General features: G+C 43.7%; 16 protein-coding genes. 14 read left to right on the top strand and 2 right to left on the bottom strand.

Annotated elements, in window-relative coordinates; all coding sequences use genetic code 11:
- Window positions 1–362: 362 nt before the first annotated feature.
- The 6 genes from ADI76_RS08905 to recG all read left to right on the top strand — a co-directional run bounded on the left by ADI76_RS08905 (window position 363) and on the right by recG (window position 9,607).
- Complete coding sequence (locus ADI76_RS08905; RefSeq protein ID WP_049497760.1) at window positions 363–2,207, top strand: APC family permease; 1,845 nt, start codon at window positions 363–365, stop codon at window positions 2,205–2,207.
- Window positions 2,208–2,381: 174 nt separating this feature from the next.
- The gene (secA, locus tag ADI76_RS08900; RefSeq protein ID WP_049515914.1) at window positions 2,382–4,901 is read left to right on the top strand and encodes a preprotein translocase subunit SecA; all 2,520 of its coding nucleotides are present in this window, start codon (window positions 2,382–2,384) and stop codon (window positions 4,899–4,901) included.
- A gap of 52 nt (window positions 4,902–4,953) precedes the next feature.
- Complete coding sequence (locus ADI76_RS08895) at window positions 4,954–5,982, top strand: 3-deoxy-7-phosphoheptulonate synthase (RefSeq protein ID WP_049515912.1); 1,029 nt, start codon at window positions 4,954–4,956, stop codon at window positions 5,980–5,982.
- A gap of 86 nt (window positions 5,983–6,068) precedes the next feature.
- Window positions 6,069–6,434, top strand: coding sequence for a holo-ACP synthase (gene acpS / locus ADI76_RS08890; RefSeq protein WP_049515909.1), 366 nt, complete (start codon window positions 6,069–6,071; stop codon window positions 6,432–6,434).
- On the top strand, window positions 6,421–7,533 hold the full coding sequence (gene alr / locus ADI76_RS08885) for an alanine racemase (protein ID WP_049515907.1): 1,113 nt from the start codon (window positions 6,421–6,423) through the stop codon (window positions 7,531–7,533). The genes acpS and alr overlap by 14 nt, the downstream gene beginning before the upstream one ends.
- 58 nt (window positions 7,534–7,591) lie before the next feature.
- On the top strand, window positions 7,592–9,607 hold the full coding sequence (recG, locus tag ADI76_RS08880) for an ATP-dependent DNA helicase RecG (RefSeq protein WP_049515904.1): 2,016 nt from the start codon (window positions 7,592–7,594) through the stop codon (window positions 9,605–9,607).
- 288 nt (window positions 9,608–9,895) lie between these two features.
- Here the strand turns inward: recG and ADI76_RS08875 are convergent, their stop codons facing one another.
- Window positions 9,896–10,858, bottom strand: coding sequence for an asparaginase (locus ADI76_RS08875; RefSeq protein WP_049515902.1), 963 nt, complete (start codon window positions 10,856–10,858; stop codon window positions 9,896–9,898).
- Between the two features lie 62 nt (window positions 10,859–10,920).
- On the opposite strand from ADI76_RS08875, the gene ADI76_RS08870 reads away from it, so the two are divergent.
- Complete coding sequence (locus tag ADI76_RS08870) at window positions 10,921–12,321, top strand: Cof-type HAD-IIB family hydrolase (protein ID WP_049515899.1); 1,401 nt, start codon at window positions 10,921–10,923, stop codon at window positions 12,319–12,321.
- 36 nt (window positions 12,322–12,357) lie between these two features.
- Here ADI76_RS08870 and ADI76_RS08865 read toward each other — a convergent pair whose 3' ends face one another.
- The gene (locus ADI76_RS08865) at window positions 12,358–12,810 is read right to left on the bottom strand and encodes a universal stress protein (protein WP_023918966.1); all 453 of its coding nucleotides are present in this window, start codon (window positions 12,808–12,810) and stop codon (window positions 12,358–12,360) included.
- Window positions 12,811–13,017: 207 nt separating this feature from the next.
- Here ADI76_RS08865 and ADI76_RS08860 point away from each other — a divergent pair, with 207 nt between their 5' ends.
- The 7 genes from ADI76_RS08860 (at window position 13,018) to ADI76_RS08830 (ending at window position 20,795) form a co-directional block, all read left to right on the top strand.
- On the top strand, window positions 13,018–14,232 hold the full coding sequence (locus ADI76_RS08860; RefSeq protein WP_003008537.1) for a pyridoxal phosphate-dependent aminotransferase: 1,215 nt from the start codon (window positions 13,018–13,020) through the stop codon (window positions 14,230–14,232).
- A 187-nt stretch (window positions 14,233–14,419) separates the two neighbouring features.
- Window positions 14,420–15,208 (top strand): GTP-sensing pleiotropic transcriptional regulator CodY, encoded by a 789-nt coding sequence (gene codY, locus ADI76_RS08855; RefSeq protein ID WP_003005668.1) that lies wholly within the window; start codon window positions 14,420–14,422, stop codon window positions 15,206–15,208.
- Window positions 15,208–15,786, top strand: a complete 579-nt coding sequence (locus ADI76_RS08850) for a cysteine hydrolase family protein (protein ID WP_049515897.1) — start codon at window positions 15,208–15,210, stop codon at window positions 15,784–15,786. The genes codY and ADI76_RS08850 overlap by 1 nt, the downstream gene beginning before the upstream one ends.
- A 111-nt stretch (window positions 15,787–15,897) precedes the next feature.
- Entirely contained in the window at window positions 15,898–17,121 is a 1,224-nt protein-coding gene (locus tag ADI76_RS08845; RefSeq protein WP_049515895.1) for a glycosyltransferase, read from the top strand.
- Window positions 17,108–17,995, top strand: coding sequence for a glycosyltransferase family 2 protein (locus tag ADI76_RS08840; RefSeq protein ID WP_049515893.1), 888 nt, complete (start codon window positions 17,108–17,110; stop codon window positions 17,993–17,995). Before ADI76_RS08845 ends, ADI76_RS08840 begins: the two co-directional genes overlap by 14 nt.
- 26 nt (window positions 17,996–18,021) lie before the next feature.
- Window positions 18,022–19,305: an accessory Sec system glycosyltransferase GtfB gene (locus ADI76_RS08835; RefSeq protein WP_049515888.1), complete on the top strand. Its 1,284-nt coding sequence runs from the start codon at window positions 18,022–18,024 to the stop codon at window positions 19,303–19,305.
- On the top strand, window positions 19,302–20,795 hold the full coding sequence (locus ADI76_RS08830; protein WP_049515886.1) for a glycosyltransferase: 1,494 nt from the start codon (window positions 19,302–19,304) through the stop codon (window positions 20,793–20,795). Before ADI76_RS08835 ends, ADI76_RS08830 begins: the two co-directional genes overlap by 4 nt.
- The last annotated feature ends 88 nt before the right edge of the window (window positions 20,796–20,883 follow it).

Below are 20,883 nucleotides of genomic sequence, written 5' to 3'. Positions count from 1 at the left end.
GGACAGAAATCGGTCATTCGTTAGAATTCGATTTCGTCGTCCCACCTCCGCACAGTTGAGTAGAGCTGTATAAGCTGATGAAATCAGCGTAGTAGAGCCCACTCAACCACTGCGTCTTGTTCGACAATCCAAAAATAATTGAGAGGTTAGGATTTTTGTCCCAGCCTCGTTTTTTGCTTGGATCAATTTGAAAAGAAGCTGGCTGATCTAAGAGAGCTTGAATGAATGAACACAATGAAAGCTTTACGAAAATTTCACAATTTTAGTTGACAGTCTTGAAAAAAAGGAGTAGAATAACCCCTGTTTTATGAAAAAGAGGCAGGGAATTCCCGGCCTCATGATCTTTTTTCAAGGAGTTTTTTATGTTTTCAACATTGAAAAAATGGTTTATTGGCCGTCCGTTGAAATCTGGTGCAGAAGGTGAAGGCGGATTGCTTGGGAAAATGCAGGCCTTGGCCATGCTCTCTAGTGACGCGCTTTCTTCTATCGCCTACGGTCCAGAGCAAGTTATCCTGGTCTTGATGACTGTTTCAGCGGGAGCCATTTGGTGGTCCATTCCGATTGGGATTGTGGTCCTGGTTCTCCTAGCCAGTTTAACGATTTCTTATCGCCAGGTCATTCATGCCTACCCTCAAGGGGGAGGGGCCTATATGGTGACTACGGAGAACTTGTCTCCCAAAGCGGGTTTGATCGCTGGTGGTAGTCTCTTGGTTGACTACATGCTGACAGTAGCAGTATCTGTGTCTTCCGGTGCAGATGCCATCACGTCAGCGATTCCATCTCTTCATCCTTATAATCTTCACATTTCCATTTTATTGGTCTTGATTTTGATGCTGATGAACCTTCGGGGGCTACGCGAATCAGCGACATCGTTGATGATTCCGGTCTACCTTTTCATTGTCAGTACCATTGCCTTGATCGGCTATGGTGTGATCCAAATTTTGACGGGTCACTTGGCCTATAATGCAACTGCTCATGTGGGTCAAACCATTTCAGGGGTTAGTGTCATTCTCTTATTGCGGGCCTTTACGAGTGGATCCGCTTCCCTAACAGGGGTTGAAGCCATCTCCAATTCGGTTCCTTTCTTTAAGAAACCAAAAGCAAAGAATGCAGCCTCTACCTTGACCATTATGGCTTTGATTTTGGGGATCATGTTTGCAGGGATTACCTTCCTCAATTACTGGGTGGGTGTCGTTCCGGCTAAAGGGGTAACAACTCTAGCCCAAATGGCCCAAGCCATCTTAGGGAATTCTCCAGTCGGTCAAGCCTTCTTTTACGTCTTCCAATTATCAACAGCCTTGATCTTGGCAGTTGCAGCTAATACCGGTTTCTCAGCCTTTCCAATGTTGGCCTTTAACATGGCTAAAAATAAATACATGCCACACATGTATATGGAAAAAGGGGATCGTCTGGGCTATTCTAATGGGATTTTGACCTTGGCGATTGGTGCCATCGTCTTGCTCTTGATCTTTGATGGGCAAACAGAAAGCTTGATTCCGCTGTATACCATTGGGGTCTTCATTCCTTTTGCCCTTTCTCAAACAGGGATGGTGATCCACTGGAAACGCCAATATCAAAAAGGATTTCTTAAGTATTCCCTTGCCAATATCCTGGGGGCAGCCATCTGTTATGGGATTGTCTTGATCCTCTTATTATTCCGTTTGCGTGAGATCTGGCCCTTCTTCCCTATTATTGGTCTCTTGCTTTGGATGTTCTTGAGTATCCGTAATCACTATGATAAAGTTGCGGCTCAATTGCGCTTGGGTGGTAAGATTGAAAAGACAAGTTATGCGGGCAATACCGTGATTGTCCTTGTTGGGAATGTCACTCAGGTAAGTGTGGGAGCTATGAGTTATGCAAATAGCCTAGGAAACGATGTTATAGCTATGCACGTCTCAACGGAAGAAACCAAGGTTAAAGATGCGGAAGTGGCGGAAGAATTTAAGCATTATTTCCCTCATATTCGCTTTGAAAATGTCATGACGAGTTACCGGGATATTATCCAGCCAACAGTTGAATTTGTCTCAAAAGTAGCTGAGGAGGCCAAGGAAAAAGGCAACACCGTTACAGTCTTAGTCCCTCAATTTATTCCTAAAAAACATTGGCAAAATATTCTCCACAACCAAATGAGTTTGAAATTGAAGTATGCACTTCGTTGGCATGAAGAAGTGGTTGTGGCAAGCTATTCTTACCATTTGTCTGAATAAACACCGTATATAGAAAAGATGTCTGCTTGAGCAGGCATCTTTTTAGATTTTCTCACACGAAAAAAACCACTCGAAAGTCTTGTAAGATACAGCCTTGATCTTGAAAAAATGTTTAAAAAATGCTAGAATAAAAAGAACATTTTAGATTTTGAAAAATTCAAAGTAAGGAAAAAAATGGCAAATTTATTAAAAACAATTATTGAAAATGATCGAGGCGAAATCAAACGCCTTGAAAAAATGGCTGACAAGGTCTTTTCTTATGAAGACCAAATGGCAGCTTTGACGGATGACGAATTAAAAGCGAAAACAGTTGAGTTTAAGCAACGCTACCAAGATGGTGAGTCTTTGGATGATCTCTTGTACGAGGCTTTTGCAGTTGTTCGTGAAGCTGCAAAACGGGTTCTTGGTTTGTTCCCATACAAGGTTCAGGTCATGGGGGGAATCGTCCTTCACCATGGTGACGTACCAGAGATGCGTACAGGGGAAGGAAAAACCCTGACAGCAACCATGCCGGTATACTTGAATGCCTTGTCTGGCAAAGGGGTGCACGTTGTCACCGTCAATGAATACTTGACAGAGCGGGATGCAACAGAGATGGGAGAACTATACTCATGGCTTGGCCTTTCAGTAGGGATCAACCTTGCAGCAAAATCTCCAGCTGAGAAAAAAGAAGCTTACCTCTGTGATATCACTTACTCAACCAACTCAGAGATTGGTTTTGACTACTTGCGTGACAACATGGTTGTGCGTGCAGAAAACATGGTTCAACGTCCATTGAACTATGCCTTGGTCGATGAGGTAGACTCCATCTTGATTGACGAAGCCCGTACTCCGTTGATCGTTTCTGGTCAGACAGCTTCTGATACGAGCCAGCTCTATCACATGGCGGATGCTTATGTGAAGACCTTGACAGAGGACGATTACATTATCGATGTCCCATCTAAAACCATCGGTTTGTCTGATTCAGGAATCGATAAAGCAGAAAGCTACTTTAATCTTGAAAACTTGTACGATATTGAAAACGTAGCTTTGACTCACTTTATCGACAACGCCCTTCGTGCCAACTACATCATGATTTTGGATATCGACTATGTGGTCAGCGAAGATCAAGAAATCTTGATCGTCGACCAATTTACTGGTCGGACCATGGAAGGTCGTCGTTATTCTGATGGTCTTCACCAAGCGATCGAAGCCAAAGAAGGTGTTCCAGTTCAAGAAGAAACCAAAACATCTGCATCGATTACTTACCAAAACCTCTTCCGTATGTACAAGAAGTTGTCAGGGATGACAGGGACAGGGAAAACTGAAGAAGAAGAATTCCGTGAAATTTATAACATTCGCGTGATTCCAATTCCAACCAACCGTCCGATTGCTCGTATTGACCATCCAGACCTTCTCTACCCAAGCTTGAAATCAAAATTCAAGGCTGTTGTGGAAGATGTCAAGTCTCGTCATGAAAAAGGTCAACCAGTCCTCGTAGGTACCGTTGCCGTTGAAACCAGTGATTACCTTTCTCAATTGTTGGTTCAAGCAGGTGTCCCTCACGAAGTTTTGAATGCGAAAAACCACTACAAAGAAGCGCAAATCATCATGAACGCTGGTCAACGTGGTGCTGTTACCATCGCGACCAACATGGCCGGACGTGGTACCGATATCAAGCTCGGTGAAGGAGTTCGTGAACTTGGTGGACTTTGTGTGATTGGTACAGAGCGTCACGAAAGCCGTCGTATTGATAACCAGTTGCGTGGACGTTCTGGACGTCAAGGGGACCCAGGTGAATCTCAATTCTACCTTTCTCTTGAAGATGAGTTGATGCGTCGTTTCGGTTCAGAGCGTATCAAAGCAGTGCTTGATCGCTTCAAGTTGAGCGAAGAAGAATCGGTGATCCGTTCAAATATGTTCACACGTCAAGTAGAGGGTGCACAAAAACGGGTTGAAGGAAACAACTACGATACCCGTAAACAAGTCCTTCAATACGATGACGTGATGCGGGAACAACGGGAAATTATCTACGCTGAACGCTATGATGTTATCACAGCTAACCGTGACTTGGCACCTGAAATCAAGGCCATGATCAAACGGACCATCAAACGGATTGTTGAAGGGGCCAGCCACTCAAGCAAGGAAGAACGCGTTGAAGCGATTCTGAACTTTGCCAAATACAATTTGGTTCCGGAAGATACGATTTCTGCAAGCGATATTGAAGGAAAATCTGACAAGGAAGTTATCGATTACTTGTATGCACGTGCAGAAGAAATCTATGCTAGCCAAGTAGCGAAATTGCGTGACGAAGAGTCTGTGCAAGAATTCCAAAAAGTCTTGATCCTTCGTGTGGTGGACAGCAAGTGGACAGACCACATCGATGCCTTGGATCAATTGCGAAATGCAGTTGGACTTCGTGGGTATGCGCAAAATAACCCAGTGGTGGAATACCAATCAGAAAGTTTCCGTATGTTTAACGATATGATTGGATCAATTGAATTTGATGTCACTCGTCTCATGATGAAAGCCCAAATTCACGAACAAGAACGTCCACGTACAGAACACAGCATTTCAACAACTGCTACTCGCAATATTGCAGCGCAACAACAAGATATTCCAGCAGAAATTGATTTGTCACAAGTGAAACGCAATGATTTGTGCCCTTGTGGTTCAGGTAAGAAATTTAAAAACTGTCACGGACGTAAAGGTTAAGATCTCCTCTTAAACATAGAGAGGAAGGGGCTAGGTAGTAGAAGGAGGCCGTATGGTATTCGTTACGAAGAGCAATAAGATTGATGAGCAAGAGATCACTTCGTTGTACCGTTTGGAAGGTGCAGCCTTGGAGCGTAAAGAAGCGCGTGATCGAGAGTTAGAGGCGATTATCAAAGGAGAAGACCAACGGATTCTTCTTGTGATCGGGCCTTGTTCTTCTGATAATGAAGAAGCGGTGATGGAGTATGCCCGTCGCTTGGCAGACCTGCAAGAGCAAGTGAAAGATCAGATTTTTATTGTGATGCGGGTCTATACGGCTAAGCCTCGGACCAATGGGGATGGCTACAAAGGCTTGATGCACCAACCAGATACACAGGCCGCACCAAGCTTTGTCGATGGCTTAAAAGCTGTGCGCCATCTTCACTATCGTGTGATTACAGAAACTGGTTTGACGACTGCGGATGAATTGCTTTACTCAGGCAGTCTTCCTTATGTTGAAGATTTGATTTCTTATCATGCCATTGGAGCGCGCTCAGTCGAAGACCAGGAGCACCGCTTTGTATCTAGTGGGATCTCTGCTCCAACAGGCATGAAGAATCCAACATCTGGAAATCTTTCCGTCATGTTTAATGCGATTTATGCGGCCCAACATCCACAAAATTTCTTGTTCAATGCCCAAGCAGTGGAAACATCAGGAAATCCTTTGGCCCATGCGATCCTTCGCGGAGGTTTGGATGCAAGTGGTAAGAATATTCCAAATTACCATTATGAAGATTTGCTAGCGGCATCAAAACGCTATAGCGAAATGGGCTTGCAACATCCCTTCATCCTGGTGGATACCAACCATGATAATTCTGGAAAACAATTTAAAGAGCAAGTACGCATCGTGAGAGAAACCATGATGAACCGTGCTTGGAATAAAGATTTAGCATCCTTAGTTCGTGGTTTCATGATTGAGTCTTACTTAGAAGATGGCCGTCAAAATGAACCGGTGGTTTATGGTCAATCGATCACAGACCCTTGCCTGGGTTGGGAAAAAACACAGGCCTTGGTCAAAGAAATTGCAACGATGAATAAATAAAAGGCAGGGGCGGAAGGAGTGATTCTTTGGCCCCTTCTCTTTTGTTAGTAAAGAGATATTGAGACAGCAAATAAGGATAAAACAAGATGATCAAAGGACATGGGATCGATATTGAATCGATCACCGCGATTGAAAAAGCCTATCAAAAGAATGCACGATTTGTAGAAAAAGTTTTAACTGAGGCTGAGCGGGCGCGCTTTGAGGAATTGTCCGGAAAGCGGAAAATGGAATATTTAACGGGCCGATGGTCTGCTAAAGAAGCCTTTTCAAAGGCAATGGGAACAGGGATTGGACCGGTTGGTTTTCAAGATTTAGAAATTTTAAATGATGCCCAAGGAGCTCCTTATTTTTCCAAGTCTCCTTTTTCTGGGAAGGTATGGATTTCGATCAGTCACAAGGGAGACTTAGTCTCGACCAGTGTCATTTTGGAGGAAGAAAATGAAAGCAAGTAAACATAGACCAACTGTTGCAAGAGTCGATTTGGATGCCATTGCCTTTAACGTGCAACAAGTCAGTGAACATATTCCGGGTCAAACCTTAAAGTATGCAGTCGTAAAGGCCAACGCCTATGGTCATGGGGTCGTTGCAGTGACGAAGAAATTGGCAGCTAAAGTAGATGGCTTTTGTGTCTCCAATATGGATGAAGCCCTTGAAATCCGTGAGGTAGGTTTGCAACACCCTATTTTGATTTTGGGAGTGGTACCAAGCGAAACAGTGAGTCTGGCCAAAGAGCATGACATCCGCTTAACGGTGGCTAGTCTTGCTTGGTTGAATCAATTGCTTGGAGAAGAAGAAGATTTATCAGGATTGAAGGTCCATATTAAGGTGGACTCAGGAATGGGGCGGATTGGATTTCGTAGAATCGAGGATATTCAAGAAGCTGAACGCCTTCTCTTAGCAGCTGGTGCTGAAATTGAGGGAATCTTTACTCATTTTGCGACAGCAGATGAAGCAGATGATCGAAAATTTCAAGCGCAATATCACTTTTTCAAAGGAGTATTGGCTGCACTTGAAACCCTTCCTCCGATTGTTCACGCTAGTAATTCAGCCACCTCTTTGTGGCATGCAGATACGATTTTCACAGCTGTTCGTCTGGGAGATGTCATGTATGGCTTGAATCCAAGTGGTTCGGTGCTAGCTTTGCCTTATGAAATCAAGCCAGCCTTGAGTTTGATAAGTGAGTTAGTTCATGTCAAACAGTTAGAAGCCGGTCAAGATATTGGCTACGGGGCAACCTATACGACGGAAGATGCCCAATGGATTGGAACGATTCCTATTGGCTATGCGGATGGTTGGATCCGAGAGATGCAAAATTTCCAAGTGCTAATTAAGGGTGAGTATTGTCCCATTGTTGGCCGAGTTTCGATGGACCAGATTACTGTTCGCCTTCCAGAAGAATTACCTCTGGGAACCAAGGTTACCCTGATTGGCCGAGAGGGCGAGAAAGAAATTACGGCAACAGAGATTGCGGACTACCGTGGTACCATTAATTATGAAGTAGTCTGTCTCTTGAGTGATCGGATTCCTCGTGACTATGCAGGTGAAGAATAAAAAAAGCAGGTGGGATTTCCCTGAAGGGCCTGCTTTTTTATAGATGAAAGGAGGAGCGATGAATTTACACCAACCCTTATCCGTACTGCCTGGCATCGGTCCAAAATCGGCGGAAAAATTTAAAAAATTAGGGATTGAAACCTTAGAAGATCTACTCTTGTATTTTCCATTTCGGTATGAAGACTTCAAAACCCGCAATGTTTTAGAGCTAGAAGATGGCGAAAAAGCAGTCATTTCTGGGGTGGTAGCAACGCCGGCCAATGTCCAATATTATGGTTACAAACGAAATCGCTTGCGCTTTTCAATCAAACAAGGAGACCAAGTGATTGCGGTTAATTTTTTCAACCAGCCCTATTTAGCAGACAAAATTGAGGTTCAGCAAACAGTAGCGATTTTTGGGAAATGGGACAAGGCAAAAGGTAGTTTGACAGGAATGAAGCTCCTGGCTCAAGTGGAAGATGATTTGCAGCCAGTCTATCGGGTGACGCAAGGAGTCAGCCAAAACAGCCTGGTGAAATTGATCAAAATGGCATTCGATCAGGGCTTGGATCAGCTTTTAGAAGAGAATTTGCCCCAAGTTTTGCGGGAGCGTTATCAACTCTTGTCACGCTCTCAAGCAGTGCAGGCTATGCATTTTCCTAAGAATCTAGCAGAGTACAAGCAAGCCCTTCGCCGGGTGAAATTTGAAGAACTCCTCTTTTTCCAGCTACAGCTCCAAGTGCTAAAAGAAGAAAATCACGATGCCAGCCAAGGAATTTCCCTGGCCTGGGATACAGAAAAATTAGCAGAACGAAAAAAACAGCTTCCTTTTGAACTAACGCAAGCTCAAGAAAACAGCTTGAATGAAATCTTGACAGATATGGCCTCTCCTTATCATATGAATCGCTTGCTTCAAGGGGATGTGGGAAGCGGGAAGACAGTCGTGGCCGGTCTTGCCATGTATGCAGCTTTAAGCGCTGGTAAGCAAGCTGCCTTGATGGTTCCGACGGAGATTTTGGCAGAGCAGCACAAGGAAAGCTTGCAAAATCTTTTTCCGGACTTGCCAATTGCTCTTCTGACGGGAGGATTAAAGGCGGCTGAGAAACGAGAAGTCTTAGAGGAGATAGCATCAGGAAAAGCTCAACTGATTGTGGGGACACATGCCTTGATTCAAGAGGGAGTTCACTACCAAGATCTGGGCTTGGTCATTATTGATGAGCAACACCGTTTTGGGGTTTCCCAACGTCGTATTCTTCGAGAAAAGGGACAAAATCCAGACGTCCTGATGATGACGGCCACCCCTATTCCTCGGACCTTGGCCATTACAGCCTTCGGGGATATGGATGTGTCCATCATTGACCAGATGCCTGCGGGACGCAAGGAAATTAAGACGCGCTGGGTCAAGCATGAGCAGTTAGAAGTGGTCCTCGAATGGTTGGTAAAAGAGCTCGCAAAAGGTTCTCAAGCCTACTTTATCTCTCCCTTGATTGAGGAGTCAGAAGCACTAGATCTGAAAAACGCCCTTGCCCTCCAGGAGGAGTTAGAAGCCTTCTTTGGTCAGCGGGCACGCGTTTCTCTTCTTCATGGAAAGATGAAAAGTGAAGAAAAAGAGACCATTATGCAGGCCTTTAAAGAGCACCAAGTCGATGTTTTGGTATCCACAACCGTTATTGAAGTAGGAGTCAATGTGCCTAATGCGACTGTCATGGTCATCATGGATGCAGATCGGTTTGGCCTTAGCCAACTCCATCAGCTTCGAGGCCGGGTTGGTCGGGGAAATAAGCAATCCTATGCTATTCTAGTGGCCAATCCTAAAACAGATAGTGGCAAACAGCGCATGAAAATCATGACAGAGACGACTAATGGGTTTGTGCTGGCAGAGGAAGATTTGAAAATGCGGGGTTCAGGTGAAATTTTTGGAACCCGTCAATCAGGAATTCCAGAATTTCAGGTAGCCGATTTAGTAGAAGATTATCCTATTCTTGAAGAAGCGCGGAAAGTCGCTAGCCAGATCGTAGCCACTCCAGATTGGCGAGAACACCCAGACTGGCATTTGCTCTCTCTTTATCTGGAGAAGCAAGAACATTTAGATTAGATCATAAAAAGTGAGTAGAGTGGAAATGTGTTGTTTCTACGCTACTCACTTTTAAGATTGCATTTAACGCCCTTTGTATCTTGTTAAATTGCGACAGGACGAAGGTGGATAGATACCATCCACCTGAGGAGTTAGTGAGTCGTGTAGGCAAGGCACCCTAGTGCTTGCCGTTACACGAATTGAACACGCCCTAAATGCTGTGTGAAAAAGATAAATTTTCTTGTGAGCTTCGCTCCCGGCGACAATTTCCTATTTTCACTTGGCATTTTACGGGCTTTGTATCTTGTTTTACCCTTCGATATATTCTTTGAGTTCTTGTCCTTTTAGGCCGGCATTGAGGGCGATGAGAAGTTTGATGCGAGCTTTGGGGGCATTTAATTCTTTGATGAAAAAGACACCGGCTTGATGGAGTTGGACGCCACCTCCTTCATACGCGTAAACTGGTTCTGCGATCCCGTTGAAGCAGCGGGACACTAAAGCGATTGGAAGTCCGGCATCTATGAATTCTTGGAGTTTATGGGCAGTTTCTTTAGGGATATTTCCAGCTCCAAAGGCTTCAATAATGAGGCCATCAATTTTTGAGTGATCCAGTAGATCTAACAGATCAGTTTTCATACCAGCATAAGTAGCGATAATGGGAACGAAACCTTCAATTTTATCGAGATCGAAGCGCACTCGTGGCTCAGCTGTTTTAAAGAAGAGGATTTCCTTTTTCATGACCAACCCCAGAGGGCCGTGGGTTGGTGTCTGAAAGGTACTGACATTGGTGGTGTGGGTTTTGGTGACGTACTTGGCCGCATGAATTTCGTCGTTCATGACGACTAAGACACCCTTATCACGTGCTTTTGGATTGGCTGCCACTCGGAGGGCTGTTAAGAAATTATAGACACCGTCACTTCCAAGTTCGTTAGAACTTCGCATGGCTCCTGTAATCACCACGGAGATTTCAGGTAACTCCATGGTATCCAAAAAATAAGCTGTTTCTTCCAGCGTATCGGTCCCGTGTGTAATAACGATGCCATCGAAGTGGCTGGCTGCCTCTTTGATTCTTTGGTATAGAGCTAACATGTGATGCGGTGTCATTTGTGGACTTGGTAGATTGAAGATATCCTCAGAGGTGACTTCAATTCCTTCAATTGGAGAAATAACTTGGGTCATGGGATTGATTTCATTAGTAATTACTGCCCCAGAGTCATCAGCAGCCATGGAAATAGTCCCTCCTGTATGAAGTGCTAAAATTTTTTTAAACATGTGAAGCTCCTTGGAATATGTGATATAATTTATTTTATCATAAAAAGAAAGAAACAGTAGACATGGAAATAAAAGCAGTCTTTTTTGATATCGATGGGACCCTGGTCAATGATAGTCGAGCGGTCTTAAAATCAACAGAAAAAGCTATTCAATCTTTGAAGGAAGAAGGAATCTATGTAGGCCTTGCGACAGGGCGGGGACCTGCCTTTGTCAAACCCTTTATGGAACGCTATGGCTTTGACTTTGCAGTAACCTATAATGGTCAATATATTTTGACCAAGGATCGCGTACTGTTTACCAGCCCAATCGACAAAAAGAGCCTGCACCAGCTGATCGACTATGCTCGAGAACACCGTAAGGAAATTGCTCTTGGGACAAAGGATGGAGTATTTGGTTCTCGGATCATGAGTTTTGGGATGAGTCCTATTTCAACCTGGTCCAGTCGCTTTGTGCCTCGCAAAATGGCCCGAACAGTCAGTCGAGGATTTAACAAAGTTGTCAGCAAGGTCGTCCCACAGGATCAGGACACCCTCTATGCACTAGCGCAAGAACCAATCTACCAAGTACTGATCTTATCGAGTCCGGAAGAGACTGCAAAAATTGAAAAAGAGTTTCCACATCTGAAATTTACACGTTCCAGCCCCTTTGCAGCAGACGTCCTCAACCCAGGCATTTCGAAGCTAGAAGGCATCCGCATCGTTGGCCAGGAATTTGGCTTTGACATCGATGAAGTGATGGCTTTTGGGGATTCGGATAATGATTTAGAAATGCTTTCGGGAGTTGGCTTGTCCATTGCGATGGGAAATGGAACCACTAGTGTTAAAGCAATTGCCAAGCATACCACGACTAGTAATGGCAAGGATGGCATTCAAAAAGCCCTGCAACACTTTGGTATTCTCTCAGAGAAAGAACTCTTTCTTTCTAAGGATGATCACTTCAATAAGGTCAAAACCTTCCATGGTGTAATGGATGGGGAAACCCAGGAGAAACCAGTGGTCTGGCAACCTCAAGATGCCCTTTATCGGACTATGTTCAAGCAAGAGGAACTGGTGGAATTTGTTCGAGCAGCTAGCTCAAGTGAGGAAGAATTTGATCGCTCGGTAGCAGCCCTTCACGAAGCTTTGGATAAGGCTGCAGATAAGGTGCGGAGCAAGCATCCGGCTGAGATTTCCATGGTGGGACAGGTCGATGCCTTAATCGATACCCTCTATCTGACTTATGGTAGCTTTGTTCTAATGGGAGTGGATCCTGAAGAGGTCTTTGAGATTGTTCATCGGGCAAATATGGGTAAGATTTTCCCAGATGGAAGAGCGCACTTTGATCCAGTGACTCACAAGATATTGAAGCCAGATGATTGGGAAGAAAAATACGCCCCAGAACCAGCTATCCAAAAAGAACTCGATCGCCAGCTCAAGGCCTACGAAAAACACGCGAAACAAAAAGAAGCAAAAAAAGACAACTAAAAAAGTTTGGAACAAAGGTTCCAAACTTTTTCTTTCTTACATGGTTTTATCCTTATCGCGCACCACTAGTAAGTCTACTTTGGCGTGGCGAAGGATGTATTCTGAGGAGGATCCGACCATTAAGCGTTCGAATGCATTGAGTCCAGTAGCACCGACCATAATAAGGTCAACCCCTTCTTTACTTGGGATATCATTGGCCAAGAGGACCTTTGGATTTCCCATTTCTACAACAGTCGCAATATTTTGAACCCCGACTTTTTCAGCACGTTCCTTGTAGCCTTTGAGCAATTCATTGGCTTCTTCTTGCAATTCTTCGTAGACTTCAGCATCAAAGGTTGAGACACTTTGAAGGGCACGGGTATCGATGACGTGGACAATAGTCAATTTAGAGCCGTTGCGAAGAGAAACATTAACCCCTTTTTCAAAGGCTAATTCCGCTTCATGAGAACCGTCGACGGCGACCATGATGTTTTCGTATTTTTGAGACATAACCCTACCTCCTTATAGCTTGAAAACATGGATAGAACAGAAGTTTTTCTATTCTTTATACACTTATATTTTATTCCTTTTAAGCTAGAATGTAAAGGTAAAGTCTCACTTTTCTGGTATATTTTTACAGAATTTTTAAAGTCCTCAATTTGTACTCTATTTGAACTAGTGGTATAATAGAGATAATTTCGTGAATCGAGGCAGAATATGAAGGAATATAATAAATCAAGCAAACTCGAACATGTCGCTTACGATATTCGTGGTCCAGTCTTGGAAGAAGCCATGCGCATGCGAGCAAATGGAGAAAAAATTCTTCGTTTGAATACAGGGAATCCTGCTGAATTTGGTTTTACAGCTCCAGATGAAGTTATCCATGATTTGATCATGAATGCGCGTGATAGTGAAGGCTATTCAGATTCAAAAGGGATCTTTTCAGCCCGCAAGGCCATCATGCAGTACTGCCAGTTGAAAAAAATTCCAAATGTGGATATTGATGATATTTACCTTGGAAATGGAGTGAGTGAGCTGATCGTCATGTCCATGCAAGGACTGCTCGACAATGGCGATGAAGTCTTGGTTCCTATGCCGGACTATCCTCTTTGGACAGCAGCTGTCAGCCTAGCTGGTGGGAATGCGGTTCACTATCTTTGTGATGAAGAAGCAAACTGGTATCCAGATATCGAGGATATCAAGTCGAAAATTACCTCAAATACCAAAGCCATCGTTGTCATCAACCCGAATAACCCAACGGGTGCCCTCTATCCAGATGAGATCTTGCTTGAGATTGTAGAGATTGCTCGCCAAAATAACTTGATCATCTTTGCGGATGAAATCTACGATCGCTTGGTCATGGATGGCGAAAAGCACACGGCTATTGCAAGCTTAGCGCCTGATCTTTTCTGTGTCAGCATGAACGGTTTGTCCAAATCACACCGCATCGCAGGCTTCCGTGTTGGTTGGATGGTTCTGTCTGGTCCGAAGCATCATGTGAAGGGCTATATCGAAGGCTTGAACATGTTGTCCAATATGCGTCTTTGCTCAAATGTTTTATCTCAACATGTTGTGCAAACCTCTCTTGGAGGCTATCAATCTGTGGATGAACTCTTGCTTCCAGGTGGTCGAATCTACGAACAACGGAACTTTATTTACAAAGCCATCAATGAGATTCCAGGCCTCTCAGCTGTTAAGCCAAAGGCTGGATTGTATATCTTCCCTAAGATTGATCGGGATATGTACCGTGTGGATGACGATGAACAATTTGTTTTAGAATTCTTGAAGCAAGAAAAGATTCTTTTGGTTCATGGCCGTGGTTTTAACTGGAAGGACCCAGATCACTTCCGGATCGTTTACCTCCCACGTGTGGATGAATTGGCTCAAATTCAAGAAAAAATGACTCGTTTCTTGAAACAATACAAACGCTAATTAGCTAAAGGATTGAAGATGAAGGTCTTCAATCTTTTTTTGTTTCATTTTATAAAATCCATGTTATCTCATCGCCATTTTTCTGAATTGTGCATAATTGTAGAAAAAATAAATAATTTTCAGATAATTTGATTGAAATTCCCACACTTATATGATATACTTGAGCTGACTATATGCGAGGTTTATTATGGCAAACTTATTAGAAAAGACACGTAAAATTACATCCATCTTGAAACGGACAGATGAACAGTTGCAGGCTGAGATGCCTTATAATGATATTGCCCAGCAATTGGCGGATATTATTCACTGTAATGCCTGTATCATTAACAGTAAGGGAACCCTCCTTGGTTATTTCATGCGTTATAAGACCAACAATGACCGGGTAGAAGCTTTCTTCCAAAACAAAAAACTACCAGAAGATTATGCCAAGGCGGCTAGTTTGGTCTACGATACAGAAGCTAATTTAGATGTGGACCATGATTTGAGTATCTTTCCGGTTGAAACCAAGTCTGAATTTCCTGATGGCTTGACCACCATTGCGCCTATTCATGTTTCTGGGATTCGGTTGGGTTCCTTAATCATTTGGCGCAATGATAAACAGTTTGCGGATGATGATTTGATCTTGGTTGAGATTGCTAGTACCGTGGTAGGGATTCAAATGCTGAACTACCAACGTGAGGAGGACGAGAAGAATATTCGTCGTCGCACAGCGGTGAATATGGCTGTCAATACCTTGTCATACTCTGAATTGCGGGCTGTTTCTGCCATTCTTAGTGAATTGAAAGGCAATGAAGGTCAGTTGACTGCTTCTATCATCGCAGATCGGATTGGCATTACCCGTTCTGTGATTGTCAATGCACTTCGGAAATTGGAGTCGGCTGGCATTATTGAAAGCCGTTCTCTTGGAATGAAGGGAACTTATCTTAAAGTGTTGATACCAGATATTTTTGAAGAAATTAAGAAAAGAGATTACTAATGGCTAAAGCATTAATTTCAATTGACTACACCGTTGATTTTGTAGCGGATGAAGGTAAGCTAACGGCAGGGGCTCCCGCCCAAGCCATTTCTGAGAGCATTGCTCAGGTGACCCAATTGGCCTTTGACCAAGGAGCCTATGTCTTTTTTGCCATTGATGCGCATGATGTAGACGATCCTTTTCATCCTGAAAGCAAGCTCTTCCCACCCCATAATATCATTGGGACTAGTGGACGTGATTTGTACGGCCCTTTAGAAGATTTTTATCGGGAGCACAAAGCGGATCCACGCGTCTTTTGGATGGACAAACGTCATTATTCTGCTTTTTCAGGGACGGATCTAGATATCCGCCTTCGTGAACGTCATGTGGATACCGTTATTTTGACGGGTGTCTTGACCGATATCTGTGTCCTTCATACAGCGGTTGATGCCTACAATCTGGGTTATCAGATCGAAGTTGTGGAACCTGCAGTGGCGTCGCTCACTCCTGAAAATCACCAGTTTGCTTTGAATCACTTCAAGCATGTCTTAGGGGCAAGTTTGGTAGACGATACACTAGCTGTATTAGACCAAAAATAAGAAACCGATGTAAAAGAGGTCATAGACACTTGTCTAGGCCTCTTTTTGGGGTTTAGAAATTGTTTTCCTCTCTTGAAAATGGTATTCTAATGAAAGAAAAAAGGGGAAGTTATGAGTAAAAAAGCTGTCGTGTTTTCAGCCAATCTGTCTTATATGGAAAAGTTGGAAACCGCTATGAAGTCACTGTGTGCCCATCAGGACCAGTTGAAAATTTATGTCTTAAATGAAGATCTACCAACTGAGTGGTTTGCTATCATGAATCAGCGCTTACGCCAGTTGGATTCAGAAGTGATCAATTGTCGGATATCACCCGAGCAATTCCAGTGCTTTTCGCTTCCAAGTGACCATATTCACTATGCAACCTATTTCCGTTACGCTATTCCAGAGATTGTGGAAGAAGAGCGAATCCTCTATCTCGATTGTGATATGATCTTTACACAGGATTTATCGCCTTTATTTGAGGTCGATCTAAAAGGTTATGGACTGGGTGCAGTGGTAGATAAGCCGACAACGACAGATGGTTTTAATGCTGGACTTTTGCTGATTGATAAGGCTTGGTGGCAAGAGCACCAAGTGACAGAGGCTCTTTTTGACCTCACTCGTGAGCACCATCAGCATGTTTATGGAGATCAAGGGATTTTAAATATGTATTTCAAAGATGCTTGGTATCCATTGCCTTGGACTTATAATCTACAAGTAGGATCTGATAAGGACCAGTACCTCTATGGGGACTTGGACTGGTATGAGGCCTTTCAAGGGATTCCTGCGGTCATTCATTACACCTCTCATAATAAACCATGGACCTCTAAACGTTTCAATCGTTTCCGCGATCTATGGTGGTTTTATTATGCCCTCTCTTGGGAGGAAATTTTGCTTCGAAAACCGATTTTGAAGCAAACTTATCAAGATCTAGTGGGAACTTTTCCTTATCATGCGGCTATTTATACTCATACAGCAGATATCCACGAGTTGGAGACGTTGTTAAAAGAGTTGCCAGATGTCGCGATTCATGTTCTTGCCCATAGTCATTTTGGTTTTAACCTGGTGCAATTGGAACGCTACCCCAACCTCTTTTTATACCCTTCCTTTGATCCTTTGACTAGTCGGAAGGTTATAGAAAAATTGGATTTGTATCTGGATATCAATCCCTATGATGAGGTCGATCAAATCACGCAAACACTCAGCCAACAAGGCGTCCCTATTTTTTCTTTTGAGGGAACCAATCATGTGCAGAATGGTGAGAATCGGGTGTTTAGGGATGATCAGGTGCAGGAGATGGTGACAGCGATTCGCGCTTATTTAAAGAAAAGTGAGGACAATCATGGAAGCAAATGAAGTTGTCAGTATCATTATTCCTATTTATAATGTAGAAGCTTATTTGAGGCAATGTTTGGAGACGGTTATCCATCAGACCTATCCAAATTTGGAAATTATTCTGGTCAATGATGGTTCGCCAGATCAGTCAGAGGAGATCTGCAAAGAATTTTTTAGGAAGGATGCGCGAATCCGCTACGTCCGCCAAGAAAATGGGGGCTTATCTGCTGCTCGCAATACAGGGATTGAGTTAGCGACTGGTGATTACATCACCTTTATTGATCCAGATGACTGGGTGACGGAGGACTATGTAGAAGTGCTCTATCGCCAACTGAAGAAGTATGATGCGGATGTCTCGGTAGCCAACTATAACCTCTATGATGACAGTAGTAGCAAATACTTGATCAAGGTAACGGACGATGATTATTCAGAGACCCTTTATGAGGGGCGAGCAATTATGGACCACGATGCCATTCAGGAGACCAGAGATATGGCCTGGGCCTGTGCTATGATGAAGCTCTATAAGCGTAACCTATTTGAAGGGCTTCGTTTTCCGGTCGGAAAAAATGTTGAAGATAACTTTCTCATGTACAAGCTCTTCTTAAAAGCCAATCGGGTGGTCCATACGGAGAAATGTATTTATTGGTATCGCGTGGGTCGTTCAGATACTCTGTCCCAGGTTTGGACAGAAAAGCGGGTACTGGATGAGATGGAAGCCAAGCAAGAAAAATTGGCTCTTCTTGGGATGTTGGGCTATGATCTGACCTGGCACCGCTATATCTATAAAACGCGGTTGAAACGGGCTCTTGAAAAACTAGAAGAAGCTGGCTTACAAGAGTCAGAAACCTATGAGCGCGTGGTGATCAACCTCAGTTTCGTTGAAACCATGGACTAAGAACTTATTGATGAGAAAGGATCAGCATGTTCATTATTGCATCAGAGCAGACCAGAGAGCTGGATCGTTTGCGAAAATTGTTGGACAAACTTGGCCAGCCCTACCGTGTGTTTGTGACCAATCTGGAAACAGATGTAGCTGAACAGACAGAGAGTCTGGCGACCTTTTTTACCCAAAAAGACCCGGCATCAAAAGTTGGGAACCCTTTATTTTTCAATGATTTAGAGGTTACAGAATTATGGGAATGTTGGACGCTTGGGATCACAACCTATCTTTTTGATGGAGAGGAGCGTCGTGCCAATGTGGTTTTGCGAGAGGATATCTTGTCACGAACGGTTGAAAGAGTGGAGTGGTTTGGTCGGGGAGAAGAGATCGTATCCATTGATGTTTACAACCGCTATGGCTGGAGAAGCAAGCAAAGTCTCCTTACTGATGCTGGTCAACCTTATTTAGACATTTATTTGAACCGTCAGCAAGAAGAAGTCCTGCTTCATTATATTTCGCAAGGGATCTTTTTGCATCAAACTCCTAAGGGACGGGATCGCCTGTATGCCAGTAAGGAAGAGCTACAAAGAGCTGTTCTGAAACAAGTCTTGCCGGAAGATGAAGCCATCCTTTTGATGGATAAAACATTGTTAGATGTTGTGAAAGAGATACCAAAGGAGCGACTAGCCTACTGTGCTCGTGAAGCTCATGCTCTAGATGAGATCAAAGAGCAGGTTGGCCAGATTTTGTTGGTAGAAGATGGCCTTTTGAGTGAGAAAAAAGACGGAATCACGGCTCTGTCGGGGCTAGTAGACGTGGAGCAGGATAGTTTTCAACCAGAAGCCCTGGTCATGACGGCTTCTCAAGAGGTCGAAGGCTTATCTAGCCTGGTCCATCAATTCCCACAAGTGACCTTTCACATTGCTGCTTTGACAGCTATGGGTCCGAAATTAACAGATTTAGCGGCTCGACCAAATGTACGCCTCTATCCAGGGGTTTCGCTGGGAAATTATGAGAGTTTATTAGCTAGATGCTCTATTTATCTGGATTGCAACCAAGGGGAAGAAGTGATGAACAGTAGTATACGTGCTCTTGAAAATGGGCTAGTCTTGTTTGGTTTAAAGAGCACGGTGCACCAGGAAGCCTATAAAGAATTGAGCACGATTACCGATACAGTCGAAGAAATGAAACAGCAACTAGAAATATTGCTCCAGCATCCAGAGGCCTTCAAAGAAATGTTAAGAGAGCAAGTGCGGATCTTGGAACTGCCAGAAAAAGATGCTCTGAAAGAGATCTTTAAGCGATTAGAGGGAGGAACAGCATGACCATTTATACCTTTAATCTGTTAGTGGGATTTGAACCCAATGGGGTCGATGTTGCACAAGCCTCTCGGGCAAAGATGCTCCGGATTCTAGGAGCGACAGCGAAGTTTGTCTTTACCACTTGGCCCACTCCAGAAAAATTGGCCTATTACCTCTCTTTGGGGCATCGGGATGAGGAGTTGCTTTTTGCTCATTTAGCTTTTTCAGATCAACAGACTACAGTCCCTCAAAAGACGGTGGGGGCCTTGCAAATGGAGTTTCAACTGACTCGTCTAGATGTTGTTGAAAAAACAGAAGAAGCTATTCGCTATCAATTTGCGGATAGAAACGCACTGACCTTTCATCTGGACCCCTATCATCCAGACTGTGTCCGCTATGTGGATTATCTTTTATCTGGAAATATGATCAAGCGAGAGTATTATGGAGCTTGTAAACTTGCTACAGAGTATTTTCAGTATAGTAGTGTTGTCAGACGGACCTATCACAATCAAGATGGAAGTATCGCCTTTGAAGAATTGAAGTTAGGTGGAAGCTGGCTCTATAAACTGGGGCCTGAGATTTTGACCAACCATACAGAAGTGATGAGGCGTTTTCTGTCGAAACTTTCGCTCAAAGAAGGGGATCTGATTCTGCTTGATCGGGCTTCGCGCATGGATTTTGCCCGCCCTTTGTTGGAGAAAGATAATCCTTCCAAGCTCGCCATGGTGTTTCATTCGGAGCATGAATTTGAAAATGGCCATCTCAACTATGAGTACTATTATGTGTTCAAGTATGCCAAACGCTTCGATTACTTCATCACGGCGACGGAACTTCAAAAAGAAGTCTTGGAGCAGACACTTGCCAAACAAGGTTGCCAAGGAATTCCGATCTATAGTATTCCAGTGGGGCATCTAGAAGAATTGACGGAATCACAAGGAGATAGACCTCCCTTTAGTGTGATCACAGCTTCCCGTTTGGATCCAAGAAAACGCATCGATTTGGCCATTCGAGTAGTGGCTCAAGCACAGAAACGACTCCCAGCCCTTCAGCTTGATATTTATGGGAAAGGTGGCGAAGCGGACAACTTGCGACACCTGATTCAGGAGCTTGAAGCGCAAGACTTTATTCATCTACGTGGTCATGCGGATCTTAAGCAGATTTATCCTTGCTACCAAGCCTACCTCACCACTTCTCAGTGGGAGACCTTTGGATTGACCTTGATGGAGGCGGCTGGAGCAGGGTTAGCCTTGCTCGGCTTTGATGCTCGTTATGGCAATCCAACTTTTATAAAAGAGGGTGAAAATGGCTTTTTGGTACCTTATAGCGAGACAGTGCCCGAAGAACAATTGGTGAAAGAGTTGGCAGACAAGCTGGTCCAGCTCTTTGAAAGAGACCTTGCACCATTTCATCAGGCTTCTTATGACTTGGCTTCTTGCTACCTCGCATCTCATGTCCAGGAACTCTGGAAAGAAACTCTAATAGAGATGGGACAATTAGGCGAAAAAGCAATATAAAATGAAGAATCTGTAGCGACAAAAAAGTCCTACAGATTTTTTCTAAGGCAAGCAAATTGAGCTAAATTATGGTAAAATAGAGGGTATT

The organism is Streptococcus parasanguinis (assembly GCF_001074805.1).
Classification (GTDB): domain Bacteria; phylum Bacillota; class Bacilli; order Lactobacillales; family Streptococcaceae; genus Streptococcus; species Streptococcus parasanguinis_A.
Note: the sequence above shows the minus strand (reverse complement) of the source record. Positions and strands in the feature narration are given on the sequence as shown.